The sequence below is a fragment of the Corallococcus sp. NCSPR001 genome (assembly GCF_017309135.1).
In the GTDB taxonomy this organism is placed as follows: Bacteria; Myxococcota; Myxococcia; order Myxococcales; family Myxococcaceae; genus Corallococcus.
Map to the genome: position 1 here is coordinate 5,566,425 of NZ_JAFIMS010000002.1, position 25,445 is coordinate 5,591,869.

Consider the following 25,445-nt stretch of genomic DNA (forward strand, 5'->3'; position numbering starts at 1 on the left):
TCCACCACCCCCTTTGTCGGGGGTGGCGCGTCGACATGACCGACACCGTCGACGCCCCCGTGTCCCCCCGGGGTCTGGCTCCTCGAAACATCGCTGATGCGTTCGAGGTCCAGGCCGCGCTCCGTCCCCAGGCCGTCGCCGTCCGGTGTGACGGGCAGCAGCTCACATACGCGGAGTTGGATGCGCGGGCGAACCGGCTCGCGGGCTGGTTGAAGGCGCGGGGCGTGGGCCGCGAACGCCCCCAGGTGGGCGTGTGCCTACCACGCTCGGTGGACCTCATCGTCACGCTGGTCGGCGTCCTCAAGGCTGGCGGTGCGTACGTCCCGCTGGATCCGGAGTACCCCTCGGAGCGGCTGGCCTTCATGGCCACGGATTCGCGCGTGCGGATCATCGTCACGCATGCCGGGCTGGAGTCACACCTGCCGTCGGGGGACTGGCACACGCTCCGGCTGGACACGGACGCGGACGCATTGGCGGGGTTCAGCGACGGGCCCATCGCGCGCGACGTCGTGGAGGACGACCTGGCCTATGTCGTCTTCACATCGGGTTCGACGGGCCGTCCCAAGGGCGTGTGCGTGCCCCACCGGGGCGTGCTGCGGCTGGTGCTGGACGCGGACTACGTGAACCTGGGGCCAGATGAAGTGCTGTTGCAGTTGGCACCGGTGGCGTTCGACGCGTCCACGTTCGAGCTCTGGGGACCGCTGCTCAATGGAGGCCGCGTCGCCGTGTTCTCGCGAGGGGCCTCCGCGCTGGATGAACTGGGAGACTTCCTGCGCGAGGAGCGCGTGACGACCGCGTTCCTCACCACCGGCCTGTTCAACACGCTGGTGGACCGGGGCCTGCCGGGCACGCAGACGCTGCGACAGCTCTATACGGGCGGCGAGGTGATGTCGCTGCCCCACGCGCGCCGGGCGCTGGAGGCCCTGCCGCGCACGCGCATCTTCAACTGCTACGGCCCCACGGAGAACACCACCTTCACGAGCTGCCAGCTCCTGTGCGCGCCGCTCGGCTCCGAGCCGGCGCCCATCGGCCACGCCATCTCCGGCACGCGGATGTACGTGCTGGACCCGGAGGGCCGCGAGCTGCCCGTGGGCGCCGTGGGCGAGCTGTACACCGGAGGCAGCGGCGTCGCGTGGGGCTACTGGGAGCGTCCGGACCTCACCGCCGAACGGTTCCTGCCGGATCCCTTCAGCACCGAACCGGGCGCGCGCATGTATCGCTCGGGGGACCTCGCGCGGCGGCTCGAGGACGGCGCGGTGGACTTCGTGGGACGCGTGGACCACCAGGTCAAGGTGCGCGGCTTCCGCATCGAGCCGGGAGAGATTGAAGCGGCGCTGCGCCTGGAGGCCTCCGTGCAGGAGGCCGTGGTGATGGTTCGCGAGGACGTGCCGGGAGACCGGCGGCTCGTGGCGTACGTGACGGCGTCAGAGCCCCTCACGGCGCCGGTGCTGCGGGCGCACCTGAAGAGCCACCTGCCCGCGCACATGCTGCCTTCGGCCATCGTCGTCCTGGACGTGATGCCGCTCACGGCCAACGGCAAGGTGGAGCGCAAGGCGCTGCCGGATCCGCGCGACTGTCCCGGGGCCGAAGAGGACTTCGTCGCGCCGGAGACCGCGCTGGAACGGACCGTCGCCCGCGTCTGGGCGGACGTGCTGCACGTGGAGGCAGTCAGCGCCACGGCGGACTTCTTCGAGCTGGGTGGGCAATCCCTCCTGGCCACGCAGGCCATCGGCCGGCTGTGCGATGTGCTCCAGCGTCCCGTGCCGCTGCGCCTGCTGTTCGCGAACCCCCTCCTGCGCGACTTCGCCGCCGCGCTGGAGATGGCCGCGCCGACGGTCGAACGCGCCGAGGCGCCCATCCCTCCGTGCACGGATGCGGCGCGGGAGCAGTTGTCGTTCGCGCAGCAGCGGCTGTGGTTCCTGGATCAGTGGATGCCGGGCTCCGCGTTGTACTCGCTGCCGTTCGCGTTCCGGCTGGAAGGGCCGCTGGACACTGCCGCGCTGGAGCAGGCGCTTCAGGCCGTGGTGGACCGGCATGAGTCCCTGCGCACCACCTTCCCTGGTGAAGGCACCGCCATCCAGCACGTCGCCGCGCACCTGCCTGTGACGCTGGAGCGCGCGGAGTCCAGCTCGGAGGCGGAGACGCTCGCGTGCATGCAGCGTGAAGCGGAACGGCCGTTCGACCTGGCCCGGGGGCCGTTGTTCCGGGCGCTGCTCATCCGTGAAGCGGAGCAGCGGCACGTGCTGGTGCTGAACCTGCACCACATCGTCTCCGACGGCTGGTCCTTTGGCGTGCTGTACCAGGAGCTGTCCACGGCGTACCTCGCTCGGGACCTGGCGCCCCTGCCCCTCCAGTATCCCGACTACGCGGCGTGGCAGCGCCAGTGGATCCAGGGCGATGTGCTCCAGCGGGAGCTGGGCTTCTGGGAGCGGGAGCTCGAGGACGTGCCGCATGTGCTGGAGCTGCCCACCGACCGGCCTCGTCCCGCCGTGCAGCGGTTCGCGGGTGCCATCCATCGCTTCACGGTCCCGGCGCGGCTTCACCGTTCGCTGGAGGAGCTGGCCCGCCGCGAAGGGGCCACGTTGTTCATGGCCCTGCTCACCGGGTTCCAGGTCTTGCTGTCGCGCTACAGCGGACAGCGGGACTTCGTGGTGGGCACGCCCATCGCGAACCGCACGCGGAAGGAGCTGGAGGGGCTCATCGGCTTCTTCGTCAACACGCTGCCCATCCGTGCCCGCTTCGAGGGAGAACCGTCGTTCCTCCAGCTACTGGGACAGGTGCGTGACCGCGCGCTGGGGGCTTACGCCCATCAGCACCTGCCGTTCGAGAAGCTGGTGGAAGCGCTCCAGGTCGAGCGCGAGCCGAGCCGGACGCCCCTCATCCAGGTGCTCTTCGCGCTCCAGAACGCACCCACGTCGCGGCTCCAGTTCCCGGACGTCACCGTCACCCCGCTGACACTGGACACGCGCACGTCCAAGTTCGACCTGTTCCTCGCGCTGGAGGAATCCGGTGACGCGCTCGCGGGCACGCTCGAATACGCCACGGCGCTGTTCGATGCGGCCTCCATCGAGCGCCTGACGGAGCACTACCTCCAGGTGTTGCGGTGCTTCGTGGAAGCGCCGGACCGGGCCACCGGAGACGCGGTGCTCTTGTCGGAGGCGGAGCAGCGGCGGGTGCTCCGCGATTGGAACGCTTCGGCGCGCCCCTACCCTTCGGAGCTGTCCATCGTGGACGCCTTCGCGCTCCAGGTCGCGCGGCGGCCCGATGCCATCGCAGTAAGCCATGGCGCCGTGACGCTCACGTACGCGGAGCTGGATGCCCGCGCGGAGCACCTGGGCCGGCGGCTGCGGTCGCTTGGCGTGGGACGGCACACGCCGCAGGTGGGCGTGTGCCTGCCGCGCTCGGTGGACCTCATTGTGTCGCTCCTGGCCATCCTCAAGGCGGGCGGCGCCTACGTCCCGCTGGATCCGGAGCACCCTTCCGAGCGGCTCGCTTTCATGGCCACCGACGCGCGACTGGTCGCCATCGTCACGCATGAGGCGCTGGCGTCGGGGTTGCCTCCAGGTTCATGGACGCCCGTGTGCCTGGATGTGCCGTGGGAAGCCGTGGAGGCACCGGCGGCCGGGCCCGTGATGCCGGTGGACCTGGCGCACATCATCTACACGTCCGGTTCCACGGGCCGTCCCAAGGGCGTGTGCATCCCGCATCAGGGCGTGGTGCGGCTGGTGCTCAACCCGGACTACGTGCGGCTGGGGCCCGGCGACCGGATGGCGCAGTCCACGACCATCGCGTTCGACCTGTCCACGCTGGAGATCTGGGGCGCGCTGCTCAACGGCGCCACGCTGGTCCTGTTCACCAAGGACGAGATCATCGACCCGGATGTCCTGGCGCGCAGGCTCCAGGACGAGCGCATCACGCACATGGTGCTGGCCACGGCGCTGTTCAACCACGTCGCCCGCTCGCGCCCCGAGGCCTTCCGCCACCTGTCCTGGATGATCTTCGGCGGCGAGGCCGCGGATGCCGCCAGCGTCAACGCGGTGCTGTCGCACGGCGGGCCCCTGGCGTTGCTCAACGGCTATGGCCCGACAGAGAACACGTCGTTCAGCACGTGGCACCGGGTGCCGCACGCGGGCGTCGACTCCGTGCCCATCGGTGGGCCGATCTCCAACAGCACGGCGTATGTGCTCGATGCCCGGTTCCACCTGGTGCCTCCAGGCGTCGTGGGCGAGCTGTTCGTCGGGGGTGACGGACTGGCGCTCGGGTATTGGGACCGGTCCGGCCTCACAGCGGAGAAGTTCATTCCCCATCCGTTCAGCGACGTGCCCGGGGCCCGGCTCTACCGCACGGGCGACCTGGTCCGGCAGCGCGCGGATGGCGTGCTGGAGTACGTGGGCCGCCGCGACCATCAGGTGAAACTGCGAGGCTTCCGCATCGAGCTGGGCGAAGTGGAAGCAGCCCTGCGGCAACACCCCGCCGCGAGGGAAGCGCTCGTGCTGCTGCGCGAGGACACACCGGGAGACCGCCGGCTCGTGGCCTATGTCGCGGCCACGGACGCCACGGACACGGTCTTCCGCGAGTTCCTCCACGCACGGCTCCCGGGCCACATGGTGCCCGCCGCGTTCGTGGTGCTGGAGTCGTTGCCCCTCACGCCCAACGGGAAGATCGACCGGCGCGCGCTACCTGTTCCCGAGGCCCCCAGCCCCGAAGGCTTCATCGCGCCACGGAGCCCGATCGAAGCGCGGATCGCCAGCATCTGGGCCGCCGTGCTGGGCGGACGCGAGGTGGGGGCGCACTCCCACTTCTTCGACCTGGGCGGGCATTCGCTGCTGGCCACGCAGGTGGTGTCCCGCGTGCGGGATGCGCTGGGTGTATCGCTTCCCGTGCGCGCGCTCTTCGAGGCACCGCGCCTGGAGGCGTTCGTCCGGACCGTGGAAGGCCTGCTCGCGGAAGGACACCGGGAGGCCTCGCGAATCCCGGTGACACTTTGCGGGGCCGGACTGCTTCCGCTGTCCTTCGCGCAGGAGCGGCTGTGGTTCCTGGGCCGACTCCACGACGCCCCCGGCGTCTACAACATGCCCATGGCGCTGCGCCTGGACGGTCCACTGGATGTCCCGGTGCTGCGCGCCAGCCTGGAAGCGCTCGTGTTGCGGCACGAGTCCCTCCGCACCACGTTCCCCGAGGGCGACCGTCCCACGCAGCACATCGAGGAAGCGCCTGTCTTCACGCTGGAGGTTCAGCAACTCGACGACGGGGCGCGGGTCCAGGCTCTCTTGCGGCAGGAGGCGGAGCGGTCCTTCGACCTCGCGAAGGGGCCACTGTTCCGAGCGCTGCTGCTCCGGCTCGGAGACACGTGCTCGGTGCTGGTGCTCAACCTGCATCACATCGTGTCCGATGGCTGGTCGCTGGGTGTGCTCTACCGTGAGTTGTCCGCGGAGTACGGCGCACGGCTCCAGGGACAGCCGGCGCGACTGTCACCGCTGCCCGTGCAGTACGCGGACTACGCGGCCTGGCAGCGCGAGTGGCTCCAGGGCGACGTGCTCCAGGGGCAGCTCCGCTTCTGGAAGGAACAGCTCGCGGACGCGCCGCATGTCCTGGAGCTGCCCACCGACCGCCCACGCCCCGCGGTGCAGCGGTTCGATGGCGCCACGTTCCGATTCACGCTGCCTTCCGCGCTCCGCCATTCACTGGAGGCCCTGGCCCGTGAAGAAGGAGCCACGCTGTTCATGACGTTGATGGCGGGCTTCCAGCTGCTGCTGTCGCGTTACAGCGGGCAGCGGGACTTCATCGTCGGCACGCCCATCGCGAACCGCACGCGCGCAGAGGTGGAAGGCCTCATCGGCTTCTTCGTCAACACGCTGCCGCTGCGCGCCCACCTGCGCGACGGTGCCGCCTTCCGGGATGTGCTCAGACAGGTGCGGGACCGGGCCCTGGGGGCATATGCGCATCAGGAGCTTCCGTTCGAAAAGCTCGTGGAGGAGCTGCACGTCGAGCGCGCCCTGAGTCACGGGCCGCTGGTGCAGGTGATGTTCGCCTTGCAGAACGCGCCGGGCACGTTGCCCCAGCTTCCGGGCCTCCAGGTCCAGGCGGTGGAGCTGCCGCTCCAGACCTCCAAGTTCGATCTCAGCTTGATGCTGGAGGAGACCGGCGACGGACTCTCGGGCGTCCTCGAATACGCGAGCGCGCTGTTTGAACCGCACACCATCGAGCGGATGGCGGGCCACTTCCACCGCCTGCTCGAAGGCGCGCTCCATCAGCCGGATGCGGCCATCCATGCCCTGCCCTGGCTCTCTGAGGCAGAGCGGCATCAGGTCCTCGTCGGCTGGAACGACACCGCGCGGCGCTACCCACGCGACGCCTCCCTCGTGCGCGCCTTCAACGCGCAGGTGGCAGCGCGCCCGGAGTCCATTGCCGTACGACACGGTCCGGAGGCGCTCACCTACGCGGAGCTGGACGCTCGCGCCAATCAGGTCGCGTGGGCGCTCAAGGCCCAGGGGGTTGGACGGGATGCGCCGCGTGTTGGCGTGTGCCTGCCACGCTCCATCGATCTCATCGTCGCGCTCGTCGCCATCCTCAAGGCCGGTGGCGCCTACGTGCCGCTGGACCCGGACTATCCGGCGGATCGGCTCGCCTTCATGGCCTCGGATGCCCGGCTCGTCGCGGTTGTCACTGCGTCGGCATTCGTGAGTCATGTCCCGGAAGGACCGTGGAAGGTCCTGCGACTGGATGCGCTCCCGAACGGGTTGGAGCGCCACGCACCTCCGGATGCGTGCACGGGCGATGACCTGGCGCACGTCATCTACACGTCCGGCTCCACGGGCCGGCCCAAGGGCGTTTGCATCCCGCACCGGGGTGTTGCCCGTCTGGTCCTCGACCCTGACTTCATCCAACTCCGCCCCGAGGACCGCATCGCCCAGACGTCCACGGTCGCCTTCGACGCCTCGACGTTCGAGCTATGGAGCGCACTGCTCAACGGCGCGACGCTGGTCCTGCTGTCGAAGGAAGAGGTCATCGAGCCCGCGGTGCTCGCGCGGCGCGTCCGCGAAGAGGGCATCACGGTCCTGTTCCTGACCACGGCGCTCCTCAACCACGTCGCGCGCACGGACCCGTCGCTGCTCAAGGGCCTGCGGTGGCTCCTGTTCGGTGGCGAGGCCGCGGACCCGGCCTGCGTCCGCGCCATCCTCTCCCACAGCGCACCGGAGCACATCGTTCACGCCTACGGGCCCACGGAGAACTCCGCCTACAGCACGTGGTTCTCTCCGACACACGTCGAACCCGATGCGGTGACGGTGCCCATCGGGCGCCCGGTCTCCAACAGCACGGCCTACGTGCTGGACGCGCACCTGCACCCGGTGGCACCCGGCATCGTCGGTGAGCTGTTCGTCGGCGGTGACGGCCTTGCCTGGGGCTACTGGGAGCGGCCTGAGCTCACCGCCACCGCGTTCATCCCCCACCCCTTCGCGAACACTCCGGGTGCCCGCCTCTACCGCACCGGCGACCTCGTCCGTCAGCGCCACGACGGTGCCTTCGACTTCGTGGGCCGCCGCGACCACCAGGTCAAGGTGCGCGGCTTCCGCATCGAGCCCGGTGAAATCGAGGCCGTCCTGCGCCAGCACGCGTCCGTGCGCGAAGCGCTGGTGCTCGTGCGCGAGGACTCCCCAGGCGACAAGCGGCTGGTGGCCTACGTCACGTTCCGCGACGCGGTGACGGGCAGCGACCTGCGCGCCCACGTCCAGGGCTCGCTCCCCAGCCACATGGTCCCCTCCGCGTTCGTGCTGATGGACGCGCTGCCCATGACGCCCAACGGGAAGGTGGACCGCCGCGCACTACCCGTGCCCGAAGGCGAGGCGCCGACCACGGCAGGCACACGAACGCTGACCGCACTGGAGCAGACGTTGAGCGCCATCTGGTGCGCGGTGCTCCAGCGGGCCCACGTCCCGGTCGATGCGAACTTCTTCGACCTGGGTGGACACTCGCTGCTGGCCACGCGGATCGTCTCCCGGACGTCGCAGGTGCTGGGCGTCCCCGTCCCAGTGCGGACCCTCTTCGAGTTCCCCACCATCGAAGCCCTGGCACGCGCACTGGAAGGACTCACGCGGGACACGTCGCAGTCCGTTCCGGTGCTTCGGACGTGGAACCGCGAAGCACCGCCACCCCTTTCATTCGCGCAGGAGCGGCTCTGGTTCCTCAACCAGTTCCACTCGGACCGGGCCGCGTACAACATGCCCATGGCGCTTCGGCTGGATGGGGCGCTGGACGTGGAGGCGCTGGAGCACGCCCTCCAGGTGCTGGTGGACCGGCATGAATCCCTGCGCACGGTGTTCCCGGGTGAAGGCGTCCCCGTCCAGCGCATCCTGCCCCGCATGCCCGTGTCCCTCCGCCGGGTCGATGCATCCTCCAGGGACGAAGCGGAAGCCCTGCTGCGCGAGGACGCGGAGACACCTTTCGACCTCGCGGAGGGTCCGCTGTTCCGTGCCCTTCTGGTGCGCGAGGACGCTGAGCACCATGTGCTGCTGCTCAACCTCCACCACATCGTGTCCGACGGTTGGTCGATGGGCGTGCTCTACCGCGAGCTGTCCGCCGGATACGGAGCGCGTCACGCGGGCCTGACGCCCCTGCCCGTGCAGTACGCGGACTACGCGGCGTGGCAGCGACAGTGGCTCCAGGGCGATGTGCTCCAACGGCAGCTCGACTTCTGGAAGCAGCAACTGGCGGATGCGCCGCACGTCCTGGAGCTGCCCACCGACCACCCCCGCCCGGCCGTGCAGCGGTTCGCGGGGGCCACCCACGTCTTCACCCTTCCGCGAAGCGTGCTCGAAGGATTGGAGGACCTGGGCCGCCAGGAAGGAGCCACCCTGTTCATGACGCTGATGGCGGGCTTCCAACTGCTGTTGTCGCGCTACAGCGGGCAGAGGGACTTCATCGTCGGCACGCCCATCGCGAACCGCACGCGCGAGGAGGTGGAGGGCCTCATCGGCTTCTTCGTCAACACGCTACCGCTGCGGGCCCACCTGAGCGACGGTGCCGCCTTCCGCGAACTGGTGCGGCAGGTGCGCGACCGGGCCCTGGGTGCGTACGCGCATCAGGAGCTTCCGTTCGAAAAGCTCGTGGAGGAGCTGCACGTCGAACGTGCCCTGAGTCACGGGCCGCTGGTGCAGGTGATGTTCGCCTTGCAGAACGCACCTGGGACGCCGCCGCGGCTTCCAGGCCTCCAGGTCCAGGCGATGGAGCTTCAGACCCCGACCTCCAAGTTCGACCTCACCCTGGCCCTGACCGAAACCCCGGAAGGCCTCAGCGGCACGTTCGAGTACGCGACCTCGCTGTTCGAACCTCGCACCGTCGAGCGGATGGCGGACCACTTCCGCCGGCTCCTCGAAGGCGCGCTCCATCAGCCCGACGCGGCCATTCATGCGCTCCCCTGGCTCTCCGAAGCGGAGCGCCAGCAGGTCCTCACGGCCTGGAACGACACGGGCCGGCCCTATCCGAGGGACCTCTCCCTGGCGCTGGCCTTCGAAGCCCAGGTGGCCACGCGTCCGGAGGCCATCGCCGTGCGCCAGGGCTCGCAGGCGCTCACCTACGCGGAGCTGGACGCCCGCGCCAATCAGCTCGCGTGGACGCTCAAGGCGCAGGGCATTGGACCGGATGCGCCCCGCGTTGGCGTGTGCCTGCCGCGCTCCATCGATCTCATCGTGGCGCTGGTCGCCGTGCTCAAGGCGGGCGGCGCCTACGTGCCTTTGGACCCGGACTACCCGGTGGATCGCCTGGCCCTCATGATCTCCGATGCGAAGGTGCATCGGATCATCACGAGCTCGGCGTCCTCGATCCGGTTCACCTCGGACAGCGCCAGTTGCATCCGCATCGATGCGTTGGAGGCCCCTGCCCATCCAGGCTCTCCCTACGACGCGACGCGCTTCCATCCCCTGGAGCCCGCGTACGTCATCTACACGTCCGGCTCCACGGGCCGGCCCAAGGGCGTCTGCGTCCCGCAGCAGGCCGTGATGCGGCTGGTGATGGACCCGGACTACATCCCCTTCGGCCCGGACGACCGCGTGGCCCAGGCGGCGACGGTGTCCTTCGATGCCTCGACCTTCGAGGTGTGGGGCGCGCTGCTCAATGGCGCCACGCTCGTCCTGTTCTCCAAGGAAGACATCATCGATCCCGCGACGCTGGCCCGGGGTCTGCGGGACGAACGCATCACCGCCCTGTTCCTCACCACGGCCCTCTTCAACCACGTCGCCCGGACGGAGCCCACGGCCTTCAATGGCCTGTCCACGCTCCTCTTTGGTGGCGAGGCCTCGGACCCGGCCTGCGTGAACCGGTTGCTCGAGCACGGGGGGCCGCGCAGGCTGGTGCACGTCTACGGCCCCACGGAGAGCACCACGTTCAGCACGTGGCACCTCGTCACGGAGCCCGTCACGGGCACGGTGCCCATTGGGAAGCCCCTGTCCAACAGCACGGCCTACGTGCTGGACGCGCACCTGCACCCGGTGGCACCCGGCATCGTCGGTGAGCTGTTCGTCGGCGGTGACGGCCTCGCCTGGGGCTACTGGGAGCGGCCCGAGCTCACCGCCACCGCGTTCATCCCTCACCCCTTCGCGAACACTCCGGGTGCCCGCCTCTACCGCACCGGCGACCTCGTCCGTCAGCGCCACGATGGTGCGTTCGACTTCGTCGGCCGCCGCGACCATCAGGTCAAGGTGCGCGGCTTCCGCATCGAGCCCGGTGAAATCGAGGCCGTCCTGCGCCAGCACCCGGCCGTGCGCGAAGTGCTGGTGCTCGTGCGTGAGGACGCCCCAGGCGACAAGCGGCTGGTGGCCTACGTCACGTTCCGCGACACGGTGACGGCCAGCGACCTGCGCACTCACGTCCAGGGTTCGCTCCCCAGCCACATGGTCCCCTCCGCGTTCGTACTGATGGACGCACTGCCGCTCAACGCGAACGGCAAGGTGGACCGCCGCGCACTGCCCCGTCCTTCCGACACCACGGAGACGGACGAAGCCGGCGTGATACCTCGCACGCCGCTGGAACAACAGATCGCGAACGTCTGGGCGGAGGTCCTGGGGCGCACGGCCATCAGCGTCACCGCGAGCTTCTTCGATCTGGGCGGCCATTCGCTGCTCGCGGCACAGCTCGTGTCCAAGCTGTCCGAGCACTTCCCGTTCAAGGTCCCGCTCCAGGTCCTCTTCCAGAGTCCGACGGTCGCGGCGCTCGCGCAGTGGATCCAGGCGAAGCTCACGCCCGATGCACCGGTGGTTACGCAGGGGCCCACGCTTCCGGAGGGCATCGTGCGGCTCCAGGAAGGACGGTCCGACCTTCCGCCGCTGTGGTGCATGCACCCGGTGGGCGGCACGGTGTTCTGCTACCAGGACATGGTGCGTGCGCTCGGTCCCGACCGCACGGTGTATGGCTTTCAGGCTCCGGGAGTGAACGGCGAGTGCCCGCCGCTGGGCAGCATCGAAGTGCTCGCGGCACACCATCTGGGCGCCATGCTCCAGTGGCAGCCCCAGGGGCCCTACTACCTCGTGGGCCTCTCCATGGGCGGCACCATCGTCTACGAGATGGCCCAGCGCATGCTCGCGTTGGGCATTCCTCCGGCGCTGCTCGTCTTCCTCGACACGCCGGGTCCTGGCCAGATGCCCACGCAGTTCGAGGACGACGCCGCGCTGCTCGCGGCCATGTTCGGCGATGACACCCCGGCGCTCGCCCAGCGCCTGCGCGCCCTTCCTCCGCATGAGCAGATGAAGGAGGTGCTGCGCCAGGCCCGCGAGGGCGCGACCGTGCCGGACTCGTATTCGCTGCGCGACCTGGAGATCTTCCTGGACGTGTGGAAGGCCCACATGCGCGCCCTCTTCAGCTACGCGCCCGTGCCCTACGAGGGCACAGCCACGTACCTGAAGGCCCAGGTCCACGTGCCACCCCACCCGCTGCACCCGGAACAGCCGTGGCAGGGGCTCGTGCGGCGCGGGCTGGAGGTGCTGCCCGTGCCCGGCAACCACCAGACGATGATCGAACCGCCGAACGTCGACACGATGGCGCGGCACCTGACCGCGTGCCTGCGGCGCATCGAGGACACCGCGCCCCGAAGCTCGGTCGCATAGCGGTCCAGGGAGCCACCGCTGGCCTGACCGGGAAGTGGACGGTCAGGGGAACGCGAGGGGCATCAGCGGAAGGACTGAGGGCGCCGGAGCGTACTAGCGCCCCCATGACCAACACCATTCGACGCGCCTTCGCGGCGCTGCTGACGCTGACGTGTCTCGGGGCGATGTCCGCCCAGGCCGCCACGGGTGTGCAGGGCCCCGTGCCCCCGGCCTTCCAGAATCGCTTGATGGTGGGCCTCTTCGAGGAGGCCGGCCAGAACTGGATGCGCGACAGCAACGTCCCCTGGGACGCGCGCTACCGCTACTTCACCAAGGGCTGGGCGGACAACTGGGGCTACGGCGCCCGTGACGGCAGCTGGGCGGCCAGCTTCTTCACGGAGACGAAGGCGCAGGGCTACGTCCCCGTCGTCACCTACTACCAGCTCTTCGGTGAGCCGGGCGGCGGCGAGCAGGAGACGCTCGCGAAGCTGAAGAACGCCTCCACCATGCGCAGCTACTTCGAGGACGTGAAGCTGCTCCTCCAGCGCGCGAAGGCCTTCGGAAGCCCGGTCATCCTCCACGTGGAGCCGGACGCGGTCGGCTTCATGCAGTTCCAGACGGCCTCCAACCCCAACGCCCCCGCGGCCATCGCCTCCTCGGGGATGCCGGAGCTCGCGGGCCTGCCCAACACCGTCGCGGGTTGGAGCCTGGCGTTCCTCCAGCTGCGCAAGGCCGTGGGCGCGAACAACGTCGTGCTGGGCCTGCACATCTCCGCGTGGGCCAGCGGCAAGGACATCGCGTTCAACTCGCTCACGGATCCGCTCCAGCCGGAGGTGGACAAGGTCGTCAACTTCCTCAAGCCGCTGGGACTGGGCACCAACGTCACCGGCGCCACCTACGACGTGCTCGTGGGCGATCCGCTGGACCGCGACGCGGACTTCTACCGGCTCACGCAGGGCGCGGACCACACGTGGGACATGAGCGATTCCGCGTCCCTCACGTCGCGCTCGTACAACCGCTACGCGGAGTGGCTGCGCCTCTGGAACCAGACCAGCGGCAAGCGCTGGATGCTGTGGCAGATCCCGCTGGGCAACTCCAACCACCTGAACATCAACAACAGCGGTGGGCCGCGCCAGGGCTACAAGGACAACCGCACCGAGTACTTCTTCGGCACAAGTGGTGATGCGCACCGGCGCAAGTTCGCCAACGTGGGCGTCGTCGCAATGCTGTACGGCGCGGGCGCGGGCGGCCAGAGCTCCTACCAGAACGACCAGGGCACCGACGGCCAGCCGTACCTGAAGCAGCGCGCGGGCACGTTCCTCAACGCGGGCGGGCTCACCCTGCCCGCGGCCGGCACCACGCTCCCGTCCCCGGGCGGCGGCGGATCCACCGATGGCGGCACCGTGGACGCTGGCACCCCGCCGGCCGATGCGGGCACCTCCGACGGCGGCGTGGACGGCGGCACGCGTCCGGACGCAGGCACTGACGGCGGCACCGGCTCCTCCGACGCGGGCACCCCGGCCGACCCGTCGAAGTACGGCTTCGAGTCCAGCGCGCAGGGCTGGAGCGCTGGCGGCGCCGCGCTGTCGGCCGTGAGCAGCACCACGGCCAGGGCCTCCGCGGGCATCCGTTCGCTGGCCGTGCCCTTCAACGGCACGTCCGGCAACGGCACCGTGGCCGTGTCCAACGCGGCTGTGCCGTCCGGCAAGACGGTGACGTTCCAGCTGTGGCTGCCCACCGGCAGCGGCATCACCGGCGTCCAGCCCTACACCCTGGAAGGCGCCTCCGCGAACTGGCGCTGGACGGGCAACTGGATCCCCGTGAGCAACCTCAAGGCCGGCGCCTGGAACGCCATCACCGTGAAGCTGCCCTCCGGCTCCACCAGCCCGCTGTACCAGTTGGGCGTGGAGTTCCAGACGAAGGGCACGTGGAAGGGCTCGGTCTACCTCGACGCCGTCAGCTGGTAGTCCAAGCAGTTCCCGGTCCCGCGGGCGCGTGCATCCGTCCGCGGGACCGACGTAGGGTAGCGCCCCCCGTGAGCACCCTGCCCTCCGCCGTCCCCGCCTCCCGCGAGCGCGTGCGCGCCATCGACTGGCTGCGCGGCCTCTCCGTCCTCTTCATGATCCAGACCCATGCGCTCGTGCTGCTCACCCCCGAGCTGCGCAAGAGCGTGTGGACCGGACGGCTGCTCAAGGTGGACGGGCTGGTGGCCCCCGCGTTCATCTTCTCCGCCGGGTTCGCGCTGGCCCTGCTCCTGGTGCGCAGCGCCGCCTCGGGCGTGCTGAACGAGCGCGTGCGCCGCAACCTGCGCCGCATCACGGAGGTGTTCGCCGTCGCCGCGCTCGTCAACTGGGTGTGGTTCCCCATCCGCTCCGAGCCCGTGTGGCTCCTGCGCCTGGACATCCTCCACTGCGTGGGGCTGTGCCTGCTGCTCACCCTGCCCATGGCCGCGCTGCTGGCCCCGCGTCCGCGCGTGCTCGCGGGCACCGCGTTCGTCCTGGCGATGGTGGCGTTCGCGCTCGCGCCCTTCAGCGACTCCGCGGGCGAGCCCTGGGCGTCGTTCCTGCGCAAGTCCAACTGGGCCCCCTTCCCGCTGGTGCCGTGGGTGGGCTTCGCGTGGCTGGGCGCCTTCGCGGGCTGCATCGCGGGAGCGTGGGGCCGCAAGGGCCTGGCGCGGGCCCTGGGCTTCCTCATCGCGCTGGGCCTCGTGGGCACGTTGATGCCGGGCGTGCTCAACGACCTCTACCCGCCCCACCGCTTCTTCGTCACCAACCCGTCCAACTCCGCCACCCGCTTCATGTGGGTCTGCGCGGTGCTGCTCGTGCTGTTGTGGGTGGAGGGACAGATGGCGCCGGACGCGAAGCCTTCCCGCGCGCGGCGCTTCCTGGAGGTGTTCGGCACCGCGTCGCTGTCCGCGTACTTCTTCCACGAGATGCTGCTGTACTACCGCGTCTTCGGCGTCTTCTCGTTCCAGAAGCTGTGGGGCGACTCCAGTGGGTGGCTGAAGTACACGGGCCTGCTCGCGCTGCTCATCGCGTGCACGTTCGTGCTGTGCGTCGCGTGGGATCCGGTGGAGCGCGCGGGCAAGAAGGCCTTCGCGCGCGCCGGACAGTGGCTGCTCAGTGCGCCGCGCTGGCCGCGGCCTGCTCGAAGGCGCGGATGATCTCCGGCGGGGCCTGCACCAGTTCGATGAGGACACCCTCGCCGCTCAGCGGGAACTGATCGCTGGCCTTCGGGTGGATGAAGCACACGTCGAAGCCCGCCGCGCCCTTGCGGATGCCGCCGGGCGTGAAGCGCATGCCCTGCCCTTCCAGCCACTTCACGGCCACCGCCAGGTCGTCCACCCAAAGCCCCACGTGGTTGAGCGCGGGGTCGTGGACCTTGGGACGGCCGTCGGGATTGACGGGCTGCATCAAGTCCACCTCCACCTTGAAGGGGCCCGCGCCCGCCACGACGATGTCCTCGTCCACGTTCTCCTTTTCGCTGCGGTAGGTGCCGTGGGCGGTGAGGCCCAGCGTGTCCACCCACAGCTTGCGCAGGGCGCCCTTGTCGAGCCCCCCGATGGCGATCTGCTGGATGCCCAGAATCCGGAACGGTCGTGTCGTCTCCATGGCCGGGGACCGTCGCAAATGGGGTCCCCCCACGCAAGCGCGGCCCACGTCAGGCCCCGGGAAAAATTCACCGGATAAACCCATTCCGGAGGTCGGTCGTTTCCAGGGGCACGCTGACTTCCTCCCGTCGTCCCGGAGCCGCCCATGTCCCCTTTCTTCTCGAAGCGCCGCGTGTCCTTCGTCAGTGGTGCCCTCCTCTGCGCCAGCCTCGCGGGCGCGTGCTCCTCGCTGGAGCCGGCGCAGGGCGTATCGGCGCGCAACGAGCTCAAGCCCCAGGCCGTGGCGAGAACCCAGAGCGCCCCCAAGGATGAGGACTTCGCCACCGCCCAGATGGCGCCTCCGCCCCCCTCCACCCCGGCCCCGGCCGAGGCCCGGAAGAAGGTCCGTGAAGCCGCCGCGCCCTCGCCCGTCGCCGACGCCGAATACGACAGCGCCCCGTCCGCGTCCCTGGCCGCCCCTCCTTCGGAGCCGGCGATGCGCCGTGCGCCGGGCAAGGTGATGGCTGGCGCGGGCGGCGCCACGGCCATGGGCGCCGTGGCCCCGGCCCCCTTGCAGCAGCCGATGGAGAAGTCCAAGAGGGAGCTGACCGACGACAAGTCCCAGGTCGAGGGCGGCAACGTCTTCGAGACCTACAAGGCCAACGCCTTCACCGAGACGGCGAAGGACAACCTGTCCACCTTCGCGGCGGACGTGGACACGGCCTCCTACTCCATGGCGCGGCGCTACCTACAGAACGGCCAGCTGCCGCCCACCCAGGCGGTGCGCGTGGAGGAGTTCGTCAACTACTTCAAGTACCGCTACACGCCGCCGGAGGAAGGCGCGTTCACGGTGCACCTGGAGGGCGCGCCCTCGCCCTTCAACGCGCGCCGCCAGTTCGTGCGCGTGGGCGTGCAGGGCAAGGTCGTCTCCAGGTCGCAGCGCAAGCCCGCGCACCTGGTGTTCCTGGTGGACACCAGCGGCTCCATGGCGTCGTCGGACAAGCTGCCGCTGGCCATCGAGTCCATCAAGGTCGCGGTGAAGAACCTCAATGAGAACGACACCGTGGCGCTCGTCACCTACGCGGGCTCCACGCGGGACGTGCTGCCCCCCACGCCCGCCACGGACGTGAAGAAGATCCACGCGGCGCTGGACACGCTGGTCGCCGGTGGCGGCACGGCCATGGGCTCCGGCATGGAGGCGGCCTACAAGCACGCGGTGAAGAAGGCGGCGGGCGGCGTGGTGTCCCGCGTGGTGGTGCTCACGGACGGCGACGCCAACATCGGCCCCAACCTCTCCCCGAAGCAGATGCTGTCCAGCATCGAGAAGTACGTGGCCGAGGGCGTCACGCTCACCACGGTGGGCTTCGGCATGGGCAACTACCACGACTCGCTGATGGAGCAGCTGGCCGACAAGGGCAACGGCAACAGCTTCTACGTGGACAGCATGAAGGAGGCGCGCAAGGTCTTCGAGACGCAGCTGACCGGCACGCTGGAGGTCATCGCGAAGGACGTGAAGTTCCAGGTGGAGTTCAACCCCAAGGCCGTCAGCCGCTACCGCCTGATGGGCTACGAGAACCGCGACATCGCGGACAAGGACTTCCGCGACGACAAGGTGGACGCGGGCGAGATTGGCGCGGGCCACACCGTGACGGCGCTCTACGAGGTGGAGCTCACCGCCGAGGCGCCGCAGGAGCTGGCCACGGTGCGCATCCGCGCCAAGGCGCCCAACGGCACGGAGGCGAAGGAGCAGGCCTTCCCGCTCACCCGCGCCAACCTGAAGCCGTCCATGGACGCCGCCTCCAATGACTTCCGCTTCGCCGTCGCCGTGGCCGCCACCGCGGACATCCTCCGCGCCGCGCCCGCCGCGGAGGGCTGGAGCCTGGCCACCACGCAGAAGCTGGCGGAGGGCGCCGTGGCCGGCGACTCCGACCGCACCGAGTTCGTCCGTCTCATCGGCCAGGCGCGCGCGCTGACGACCGCGTCCGCCAACGGCCGCTGAAGGCAGCACCCAGCAAGACGCAACGGGGACGCGCAGCAAGGGGGGCTCTGCCCGCCACCGGGGATGCACCGGTGGCGGGCAGGGCTTTTTCAGGGGTGCGTCAGATGACGGTGATGTTGGGGGGCGTGGTGGTGGTGAAGAAGTCCACGAAGCTCGCGTACCAGTAGGTCCCCGACTTGCCGTTGATCTTGCACGCCTTGGTGCCGGAAGAGGCCACGGTGGTCCCGTTGCTGCTGACGCTGAGGCTGCCCGTGCTGATGCTGCCCGTCATGTAGTCGCAGTAGATGTCCGCGTTGCGAGTGGTGGACAGCGTCGTGGGGTCCACCCGGCGCACGGCGAAGACGTACGGCGACGAGCCGGTCCAGCTGTTGCGCTGCACGAAGCCCACCACGAGTCCCAGGCTGGAGCCGGCGAGCGACACCGGACCCGGCGCATCCAGCGGGACGGTCTGGACGACGTACGACGCGCCAATGGTCAGGGTGCAGCTGGCGCCGCCCGTGCGGGTGACGACGACGTTGTACTGCGGCGGAGACGTGGTGATCTGCACCGTGGTCGCCTCGTAGTCACAGCCCTGCGAGGACGCCGTCGTCAGCCGCGCGCCCTGCTGCGCGAGCTCCGCGCCGTCCTCCTGCTCCGGGGCACCACAGGCGGAGAGCATGAGGGCGGAACCCAGACACACCACGGACATTCGCTTGTTCAGCATGGGAATTCCTTTCCGATTTTGGGGAGGGGGAAGGCCCGGACGCTAACAAGCCGGCCTGACGGAACCAAGACGCGGAGTCCTGTCTGTCCTTGACGCGGAGCGACGCGTGTATACTGCGCGGTATGAACCGACCCGCTTCGTTGCAAAATGCGTTGGTGTTGGCCCTGGCCTCGTTTGCCTGTGGGGCATGCGGCGACTCAGCCTCGGGCGGAGGCGTGGCGCTGGGCTCCGAGCAGAAAGGGATTGCGACCTTCTACGACGCCACCGGGGCCGGCAACTGCGGCTATGATCCGGGCGGCGACCTGATGGTGGCCGCGATGAACCGCGAGCAGTACGACAACAGCGCCGCCTGCGGCCAGTGCGTGGACATCGTGGGGCCCAAGGGCAACGTGCGCGTGCGCATCGTGGACCAGTGCCCGGACTGCGATAAGGGCCACCTGGACCTGTCGCGCGAGGCCTTCGACAAGGTGGCGGAGGCGAAGGACGGCCGGGTGAGCATCACCTGGACGCCGGTGTCCTGCGACGTGTCCGGCCCGGTGAAGTACCACTTCAAGGACGGCAGCAATCCCTGGTGGACGGCCATCCAGGTGCGCAACCACCGGCTGCCCATCAAGAAGCTGGAGTGGAAGCGCGACGGGGATTGGAAGACGCTGGAGCGCCAGAGCTACAACTACTTCGTCACCGACTCCGGCGTGGGCGAGGGCCACTTCCAGCTGCGCGTCACCGCCAGCGACGGCCAGCAGTTGGTGGACTCCGTGGAGAAGGTGCTGGACGACGACACGGTGGACGGGGCGGAGCAGTTCGCGCCCCAGAAGTAGGCGCGCCCCTTTTCGCCGCCCCGTCCGTCAGCGCGTCAGAACGTGAAGATGGACGGGGACGTGGTGCTGGTGAAGAAGTCCGGGTAGCTGGCCACGTAGTTGTTCCCGGAGCCCGTCTGGCCGGAGATGGTGCCGCTCTTCGTGCCGGACACGGTGAGCGTCGTCCCATTGGATGCGATGGACAGGCTGCCCGAGTAGATGGAGCCCGAGCCCAGGAAGATGGACAGCCCCGTGGAGCGGACGATGGCCAGCGTGTCCGGAGCCACGTGCCGGATGCCCAGCGACTGGGGCGAGCTGCCGCTGACGCTCGTCTTGTACGTGTAGCTCACCGCCACGCCCAGGTCGTTGGCCGCCAGCGACAGCGTGGGCGCGGTGCCGGTGGACGAGCCCACCACCACGCTGCCCGCGCCGAAGGCACAGGCGGCATCCGCCGCGCGCGTGACGGTGACGTCGTAGATGGGAGGCAGGGTTCCCGGCCGCGCCGCGGACGACACCGTGAACGAGCAGCCCTGGGACGTCCCCGTCACCAGCGCGGACTCCTGGGTGGCGAGGCCCTCCTCACCTTCCACGCCAGCACCACACGCCGTGAGTCCGGCAACCGCGCAAAGGGAGACGACCGACTTGAAATCCAGCATGACATTGCACTCCAGGCTTGGGGACAGACAACACTCCCCGTCCTAGAGCGCAATGCCAGACTTTGAAAGCCTTCTTCGCAATCCCTAGCGCCGGAGCATGCCGCGCAGCAGCTCCAGGGCTTCCGTGACCCCCTGCCAGACCTGGAGCGCCTTGATGCCCTCCCCTTCGCCCTGCACGTTGCGGCGGGCGGCGCGCTCCAGCGGCAGCAGCGCCCCCTCCACCAGCTCAATCTGACGGCTCAGTTCCGCCGGGGACGGACCATTCGCGGCGCGCTGGAGCGACTCCGCCTGAGAAGGCAGGGACACCGACACGGGCCGGTCCGCCAGGGCCGTGATCGCCTTGGAGAGCTGCGCCATGTACGGACCGAAGTCCGGCGCGGGCGCCTGGGGCATGGGCGCGTTGCGCAGCGTGGGCGCCTCCTCTGCCTGGGCGGCCACGCGCTCGGTGAGGGCCTTGAGCAACTGCGCCAGGTGCTTGAGGTACGGGGCCAGGTCCGTGGCCGGCGCCTGGGCCACCGGGGCGGGCATGGCCGGGAGGGACACCTGCACCGGCGCGGGCGGCTTCTGGGCGGCCTCGCGGCTGACGCGGGCCACCTCCAGCACGGCCTCGCGCAGGGCCTCCAGGTGCGGGGCCACGGGCGTGTCCTCGCTGGGGGCGTTCGCCTGCGCGGCGGCCTGCACCACCGCGTCGCGCACGGAGCCCAGTTGTTCCTCGATGGCGCCCAGCTGTCCGGTGACGCGCGCCACGGGGTCGTCCTCCTTGCCCCCCATGCGCTTCACGCGGGCGAAGCCCTGCTTGATCTCCTCCCAGCGCTTCGCCTTCTCCGGCGTCAGGCGCCCGCGCATCTCCGCGAGCTTGAGCAGGTTCTGCTCCGCCGCGGTGGTGAGCGTCTGGGATTCGCCCTGGTAGTGGTCGTCGATGCGGCGCTCCAGCTCGTCGTCCGTCATCGCGGAGACGACCTTCTCCGCCATCTTGCCCATGTTGCGGTAGCTGCCCTGCAGCTTGAACGGCGGCTCCGTGCGGAAGCGCTCGTCCTGCGCGGCGGACGCGATGTACTGGAGGTTCACCTTGAGCAGCACCTGCTGCACGCGGAACAGCCGCTGGAAGACGGCGATGATCTCCTGGAGCTCCGCCGCCGCGTAGCCGTGCTTCAGCTCGCCGGACGGGACGTCCTCGCCCTTGGCCATCCGGATGAGGCGGTGCACGTCCTGCGGGTCGCGCGTGGCCAGCGGCGCGAGCACCGGGTTGGAGGTGAGCGCGTTCTCCAGGTAGCTGAGCGCGAACAGCTCCTCCTTGCCGTCCAGGATGTCACCCAGGTTGTAGGTGTCCGCGCGGTTGGCGAGCATGTCCGGGATGCGGAAGCGCTCGCCCGTCTCCGTGTACGGGTTGCCCGCCATCACCACGCAGAACTTCTTGCCGCGCAGGTCATACGTGCGCGTCTGGCCATTCCAGACACCCTCCACGCGGCGCTGGCCGTCGCACAGGGAGATGAACTTCTGGAGCAGCTCCGGGTCCGTGTGCTGGATGTCGTCGAGGTAGAGCATCACGTTGTTGCCCATCTCGAAGGACAGGTTGATGCGCTCCACCTCCTGCCGCGCGGTGGCGTTGGGCGCCTCCGACGGATCCAGCGACATCACGGAGTGGCCCAGCGCCGGCCCGTTCACCTTCACGAAGGTGAGGCCCAGGCGGCTGGCCACGTACTCCATCAGCGTCGTCTTGCCGTAGCCCGGCGGCGACATGAGCAGCAGCATGCCCATGCGGTCCGTGCGCTTGCCCTCGCCCGCCGCGCCCAGCTGCTTGGCCAGGTTCGCGCCGATGAGCGGCAGGTACACCTCGTCGATGAGCCGGTTGCGCACGAAGCTCGTGAGCACCTTGGGCGTCAGCTCCTCCAGCCGCAGCTTGCGCCGCTCGCGGTCCAGCAGGTCACGCAGGTACGCGCGGTAGGCCACGTACGCGGGCACGCGCACCTGGCGGAACTCGCCCAGCCGCGCCAGGAACTCGTCCAGGCGCAGGGACAGCTTGCGGTCCTGGATGCGCGGGTGGCTGCCCAAGAGGCCCGTGGCCTCCGTGGCGGTGAGGGCGCCCGCCGTCTCGCGGTCCAGCTTGCGCTCGGTGAGCAGCGCCACCGCCGTCTCCAGCGCGACGTGGGCCGCCTCGCCCGGGCCGCCTTCACGGCGGGCCAGGAACGCGTCCACCCAGGCGCGGGCGATGCGCAGGCGCTCCGGCAGGTTCTTCTCCAGGCCGCGCAGGTCGTCGTCGAACGCGGCGCGCGAGCCGTGGCGGTCCAGGTGCGCGAGGAAGGCATCCTTCAGCGCCAGGGCCTCGCGGCTGGTGGTGAAGCGGGGGCGGTCCACCGCCAGCTCCTCCACGAGGTAGCGGCCCGCCTGCCGGCCCTCCGCGGGCGAGGCCGTGAGGCCATGCCCCTGGAGGAACGCAAGCACGCGCTCGCCCAGTTCATCCCCCAGCGCCACCAGGTCCGAGCCGATGTCGAACGCCTGCCGCAGCCGCGCGAGGCTGCGCGCGCGCCGGTGGAACACGCCGCGCAGCGCGTCGTCCGGGTCGAACGCCCAGTACAGCGCCGCCCAGGCGCGGGGCACCGGGGCGAAGCGCAAGAGGCCCGCGCCCTGGTGCAGCGCGAGCAGCTTCTCCAGGAGCGCCGTCGCGTCCGCATCGTGCACGCCGCGCTCGTAGCCCTCGTCGAAGCGCTCCGCCGCGTACGCGCGCACGCGATCCAGCAGTTGCCCCTGCGCGCCGGCCTCATACAGCGCCGCGAGCGTGAGGCCGCCCTTCCCCTCCTCCGCGTCCATCAGCAGGCCCGCGGCCAGGTACTCCGCGCGGTACACGTCGCGCGTCTCGGAGACCAGGTGTTGATCCCAGAGCTCGCGGTACTTGAGCAGCTCCGGGTCCTCCAGCTTCTGGGTGTAGTCGGAGCCGGTGAGCTGGAGGTACAGCGCGCCGTCGCGAGGGACGAGCGTCAGCTCCAGCGGCTGCGTGTTCACGTGGAAGCGATAGGGCCCCAGCTTGATGAGGCCTTCGCCACCCTCGAACAGGTCCTGCTTGTCGCGCAGGGCGCGCAGGGCGTCCTGCTTCGCGGACTTCACGCGCGACAGCACTTCGTCCGCGCGCACGCTGTCCTGGAGCGCCAGCAGCTGTTCGGACAGCTGCCGCAGCTTGAGGATCATCGCGTCGGACGCGAAGTAGGCGTTGAGCTCGTCGTCCGCCTTGAACGACTTCGCCCGGCGCTGCACGCCCTGGAGGATGCGTTCCGCCGCGCCGAAGAGGCCCGAGGCCCGGCGCTGACGCTCGTCCACCAGCGCCTGCTTGCGCGCGCCGAAGGCCTCCAGCAGCTCCTCGCGCTTCTGGGTGATCTGCCCCAGGAACTCGTCGAACTCGCCGAAGCGGCCCTCCAGCTCCTCCAGCAGCACGGTGAGCTTGGAGAGCGCCTCGTCGCACTTCTCCGGCGAGTCCGCCTGCGACAGCGCGTTCTCGATGCTCTGGCCCAGCAGCTTGAACTGCGCGCCGAACTCCGCGCGCTTCTCCTTGCCGGACAGCTCCTTGCGCTTCGCCTGGAGCCCCGCGCGAACGCGGTTCAGGCGGCTGAACAGCTCGGAGATGCCCTCCAGGATTCTGGCCCGGGCCAGCGGATCCCCCACCTGGAGCCCGCCCACCACCTCCCCCAGCACCTCCAGGCCCTGGCCGGTGCGGTCCACGTCCTCGGCCAGCGGGGCCAGCTCAGCCGTCGTCGTCAGCGGCTCCAGCCGCTCCAGCAGCCCGTCCAGCCGCGAGGCCAGGGGCTGGAGCGCCTCGCCCTTCTGGAGGAAGTCCACGCACGCGGTGCTCACCGCGTCGGACGCGGCCACCACCGCCTGCTCCAGGGCGTCCACGCGCCCCAGGTCCATGTAGCGGATGTCCTTCAACGTGATCAGGTGCCCGCGGTGCCGGCGCAGGTCCGCCAGCGCGCGCATGAACCCTTCCGCGTCCGTGAGGCCTTCCGGCTGCGCGTTGAGCAGGAGCGTCTCCTGCGTCTGCATCGCCTGCGCGAGCGACTCCTCCGCGCGCTTGCGCATCGCGAGGACCTTCTCGAACTCATCGATGATGAGCTCGGAGGTGCGGCGCAAAAGCTCGATGGGCTCCTGGAGCCCCACCTCCGCGTGGGACAGCCAGTAGTAGGCGTCCAGGGCCCGCGTGGCCGCGTTGACCAGGTCCTCGTAGGTGCGGCGCGTGGGCTTGTCCGTCTTCGCCACGCGCGGCAGCGTCAGCGCGTCGCTGATGCCGCGCACCAATTCGGCGTTGCCCACCTTGCCCAGGTAGCCCGGCGCGGGGGGCAGCTTCGCCGCGTGCTCGTCGGAGACGAACGGCGTCTGCCACACCTGCATGGGGTGCACGCGCGTGGGCTCCTGCGACGTGGCGCGGAACACCACCAGCCCGCCGTCCGCGAAGAGGCTCATGCCGTTGGCCTGCAGCGGCGTCTGGACCTCCTTGCGCACCAGGTTGTACGGGAAGAGCACGTAGGCGCCATCATCCCGGCGGTGGAAGACGTAGAGCACGTCCTCGCCGTTGGGCGAGCGCACCGCCTGGTGGAACTCCATGCCCTCCGACGCGCCGTCGAAGACCTTGTAGTCGCCCGTCTGCAGGTAGTAGCCGCCCGGGAAGACGATGCCCTGGTCCTCCGGCAGCCGCACGCACGACTGGCCGATGGCGTCGATGCGCACCACGTGCTGGGTGCGCGAGTTGAAGACGAGGTAGCGGTGCGCCTTCTCCCGGAACGGGAGGATGCGCAGGAGGATGAGCCCGCCCACCTGCGTCCAGGCGAACTCCGCGTCGTCCAGCGACTGATCCGGGTCGTCCACCGGCTCGCTGTAGATGCCCAGGCCGGTGGTGGTGTTGTCCTCCACCTTCACGGTGAGGTCGCCCTTCACCGTCTCCACGAAGACCTGATCCAGCACGTTGACGTGCGGGTGCTGGCCCAGCACGTACTGTTCGCGCGTGGCCACCGTCCACTCGAAGTCGTGGGACGGCGGGTAGACGTGGTCGCGCTCACCCTGGTTGTCCACGTAGGTGGCGCGGCCCTCCACGTCCACGTTGAAGCGGAAGACCTTGAGGTCGCGCGCGGACTGGCCCGTCTGGAACACCGCGAGCAGGCGCGAGTCCCGCCGCCGCAGCTGCAAGAGCTTCGCGTCCTTGTAGTACTTGTACAGCTCGCTGAAGTCCTTCACGAACCGGGGGTCCGCGAGGAAGCCGCCGGCCTCCGTGGGAGGCACGGCGGAGAGGTCGAACCCCTCGGCCGTCTTCTCGAAGCGGTGCAGCGAGAAGACGTCCGAGACGTTCGTCTCCTTCTTCAGGCCGATGAAGACGTTGTAGCCGAAGAGGAGGTACTTCCCGACGCTGACGATGTCGCGGGGGACGCAGTTGTTCTCCGTGCGCACCCGCTCATTGCCGATGACGGTGAGCTCCGTGCCGCCGAACAGCGCCTTGCGCCGGGCGTTGAGGTCGTTCGCCTGGGTCGCCAGCGCGTCCGCCTGGGAGAGGAGGCGCGCGCGGATGACCTCGTAGCTGCCGCCCTCCAGCGTCGCCTCGCCCCCGGGCGCCTGGGCGCCCGGGGTCTTGGTGCTGTCAGTTGCCATGG

Annotated in this window: 9 protein-coding genes; 5 read left to right on the forward strand and 4 right to left on the reverse strand. The window is 69.8% G+C overall.

Going from position 1 to position 25,445, the window contains the following annotated elements:
• The first annotated feature begins 35 nt into the window (after positions 1-35).
• From JYJ93_RS24405 to JYJ93_RS24415, 3 genes are all read left to right on the forward strand, one after another.
• Positions 36-12,095, forward strand: coding sequence for a non-ribosomal peptide synthetase (locus tag JYJ93_RS24405; RefSeq protein WP_206795120.1), 12,060 nt, complete (start codon positions 36-38; stop codon positions 12,093-12,095).
• Between the two features lie 104 nt (positions 12,096-12,199).
• Positions 12,200-14,041, forward strand: a complete 1,842-nt coding sequence (locus JYJ93_RS24410) for a hypothetical protein (RefSeq protein ID WP_206795122.1) — start codon at positions 12,200-12,202, stop codon at positions 14,039-14,041.
• A gap of 68 nt (positions 14,042-14,109) precedes the next feature.
• Positions 14,110-15,237 (forward strand): heparan-alpha-glucosaminide N-acetyltransferase domain-containing protein, encoded by a 1,128-nt coding sequence (locus tag JYJ93_RS24415; protein WP_206795123.1) that lies wholly within the window; start codon positions 14,110-14,112, stop codon positions 15,235-15,237.
• On the opposite strand, the gene JYJ93_RS24420 is transcribed toward JYJ93_RS24415, so the two are convergent.
• Positions 15,194-15,685, reverse strand: a complete 492-nt coding sequence (locus tag JYJ93_RS24420) for a VOC family protein (RefSeq protein ID WP_014397268.1) — start codon at positions 15,683-15,685, stop codon at positions 15,194-15,196. The two genes, JYJ93_RS24415 and JYJ93_RS24420, sit on opposite strands and share 44 nt — an antisense overlap.
• Before the next feature lie 144 nt (positions 15,686-15,829).
• Here JYJ93_RS24420 and JYJ93_RS24425 point away from each other — a divergent pair, with 144 nt between their 5' ends.
• Entirely contained in the window at positions 15,830-17,662 is a 1,833-nt protein-coding gene (locus JYJ93_RS24425; RefSeq protein ID WP_206795125.1) for a von Willebrand factor type A domain-containing protein, read from the forward strand.
• Between the two features lie 100 nt (positions 17,663-17,762).
• On the opposite strand, the gene JYJ93_RS24430 is transcribed toward JYJ93_RS24425, so the two are convergent.
• On the reverse strand, positions 17,763-18,365 hold the full coding sequence (locus JYJ93_RS24430) for a hypothetical protein (RefSeq protein WP_206795127.1): 603 nt from the start codon (positions 18,363-18,365) through the stop codon (positions 17,763-17,765).
• A gap of 215 nt (positions 18,366-18,580) precedes the next feature.
• Between JYJ93_RS24430 and JYJ93_RS24435 the strand changes: the two genes are divergently transcribed.
• Positions 18,581-19,183, forward strand: a complete 603-nt coding sequence (locus JYJ93_RS24435) for an expansin EXLX1 family cellulose-binding protein (RefSeq protein ID WP_206795129.1) — start codon at positions 18,581-18,583, stop codon at positions 19,181-19,183.
• A gap of 35 nt (positions 19,184-19,218) precedes the next feature.
• Here JYJ93_RS24435 and JYJ93_RS24440 read toward each other — a convergent pair whose 3' ends face one another.
• Both JYJ93_RS24440 and JYJ93_RS24445 read right to left on the reverse strand, forming a co-directional pair.
• Entirely contained in the window at positions 19,219-19,818 is a 600-nt protein-coding gene (locus JYJ93_RS24440; RefSeq protein ID WP_206795131.1) for a hypothetical protein, read from the reverse strand.
• An 84-nt stretch (positions 19,819-19,902) separates the two neighbouring features.
• Entirely contained in the window at positions 19,903-25,443 is a 5,541-nt protein-coding gene (locus JYJ93_RS24445; RefSeq protein ID WP_206795133.1) for a DNA repair ATPase, read from the reverse strand.
• Positions 25,444-25,445: the final 2 nt, after the last annotated feature.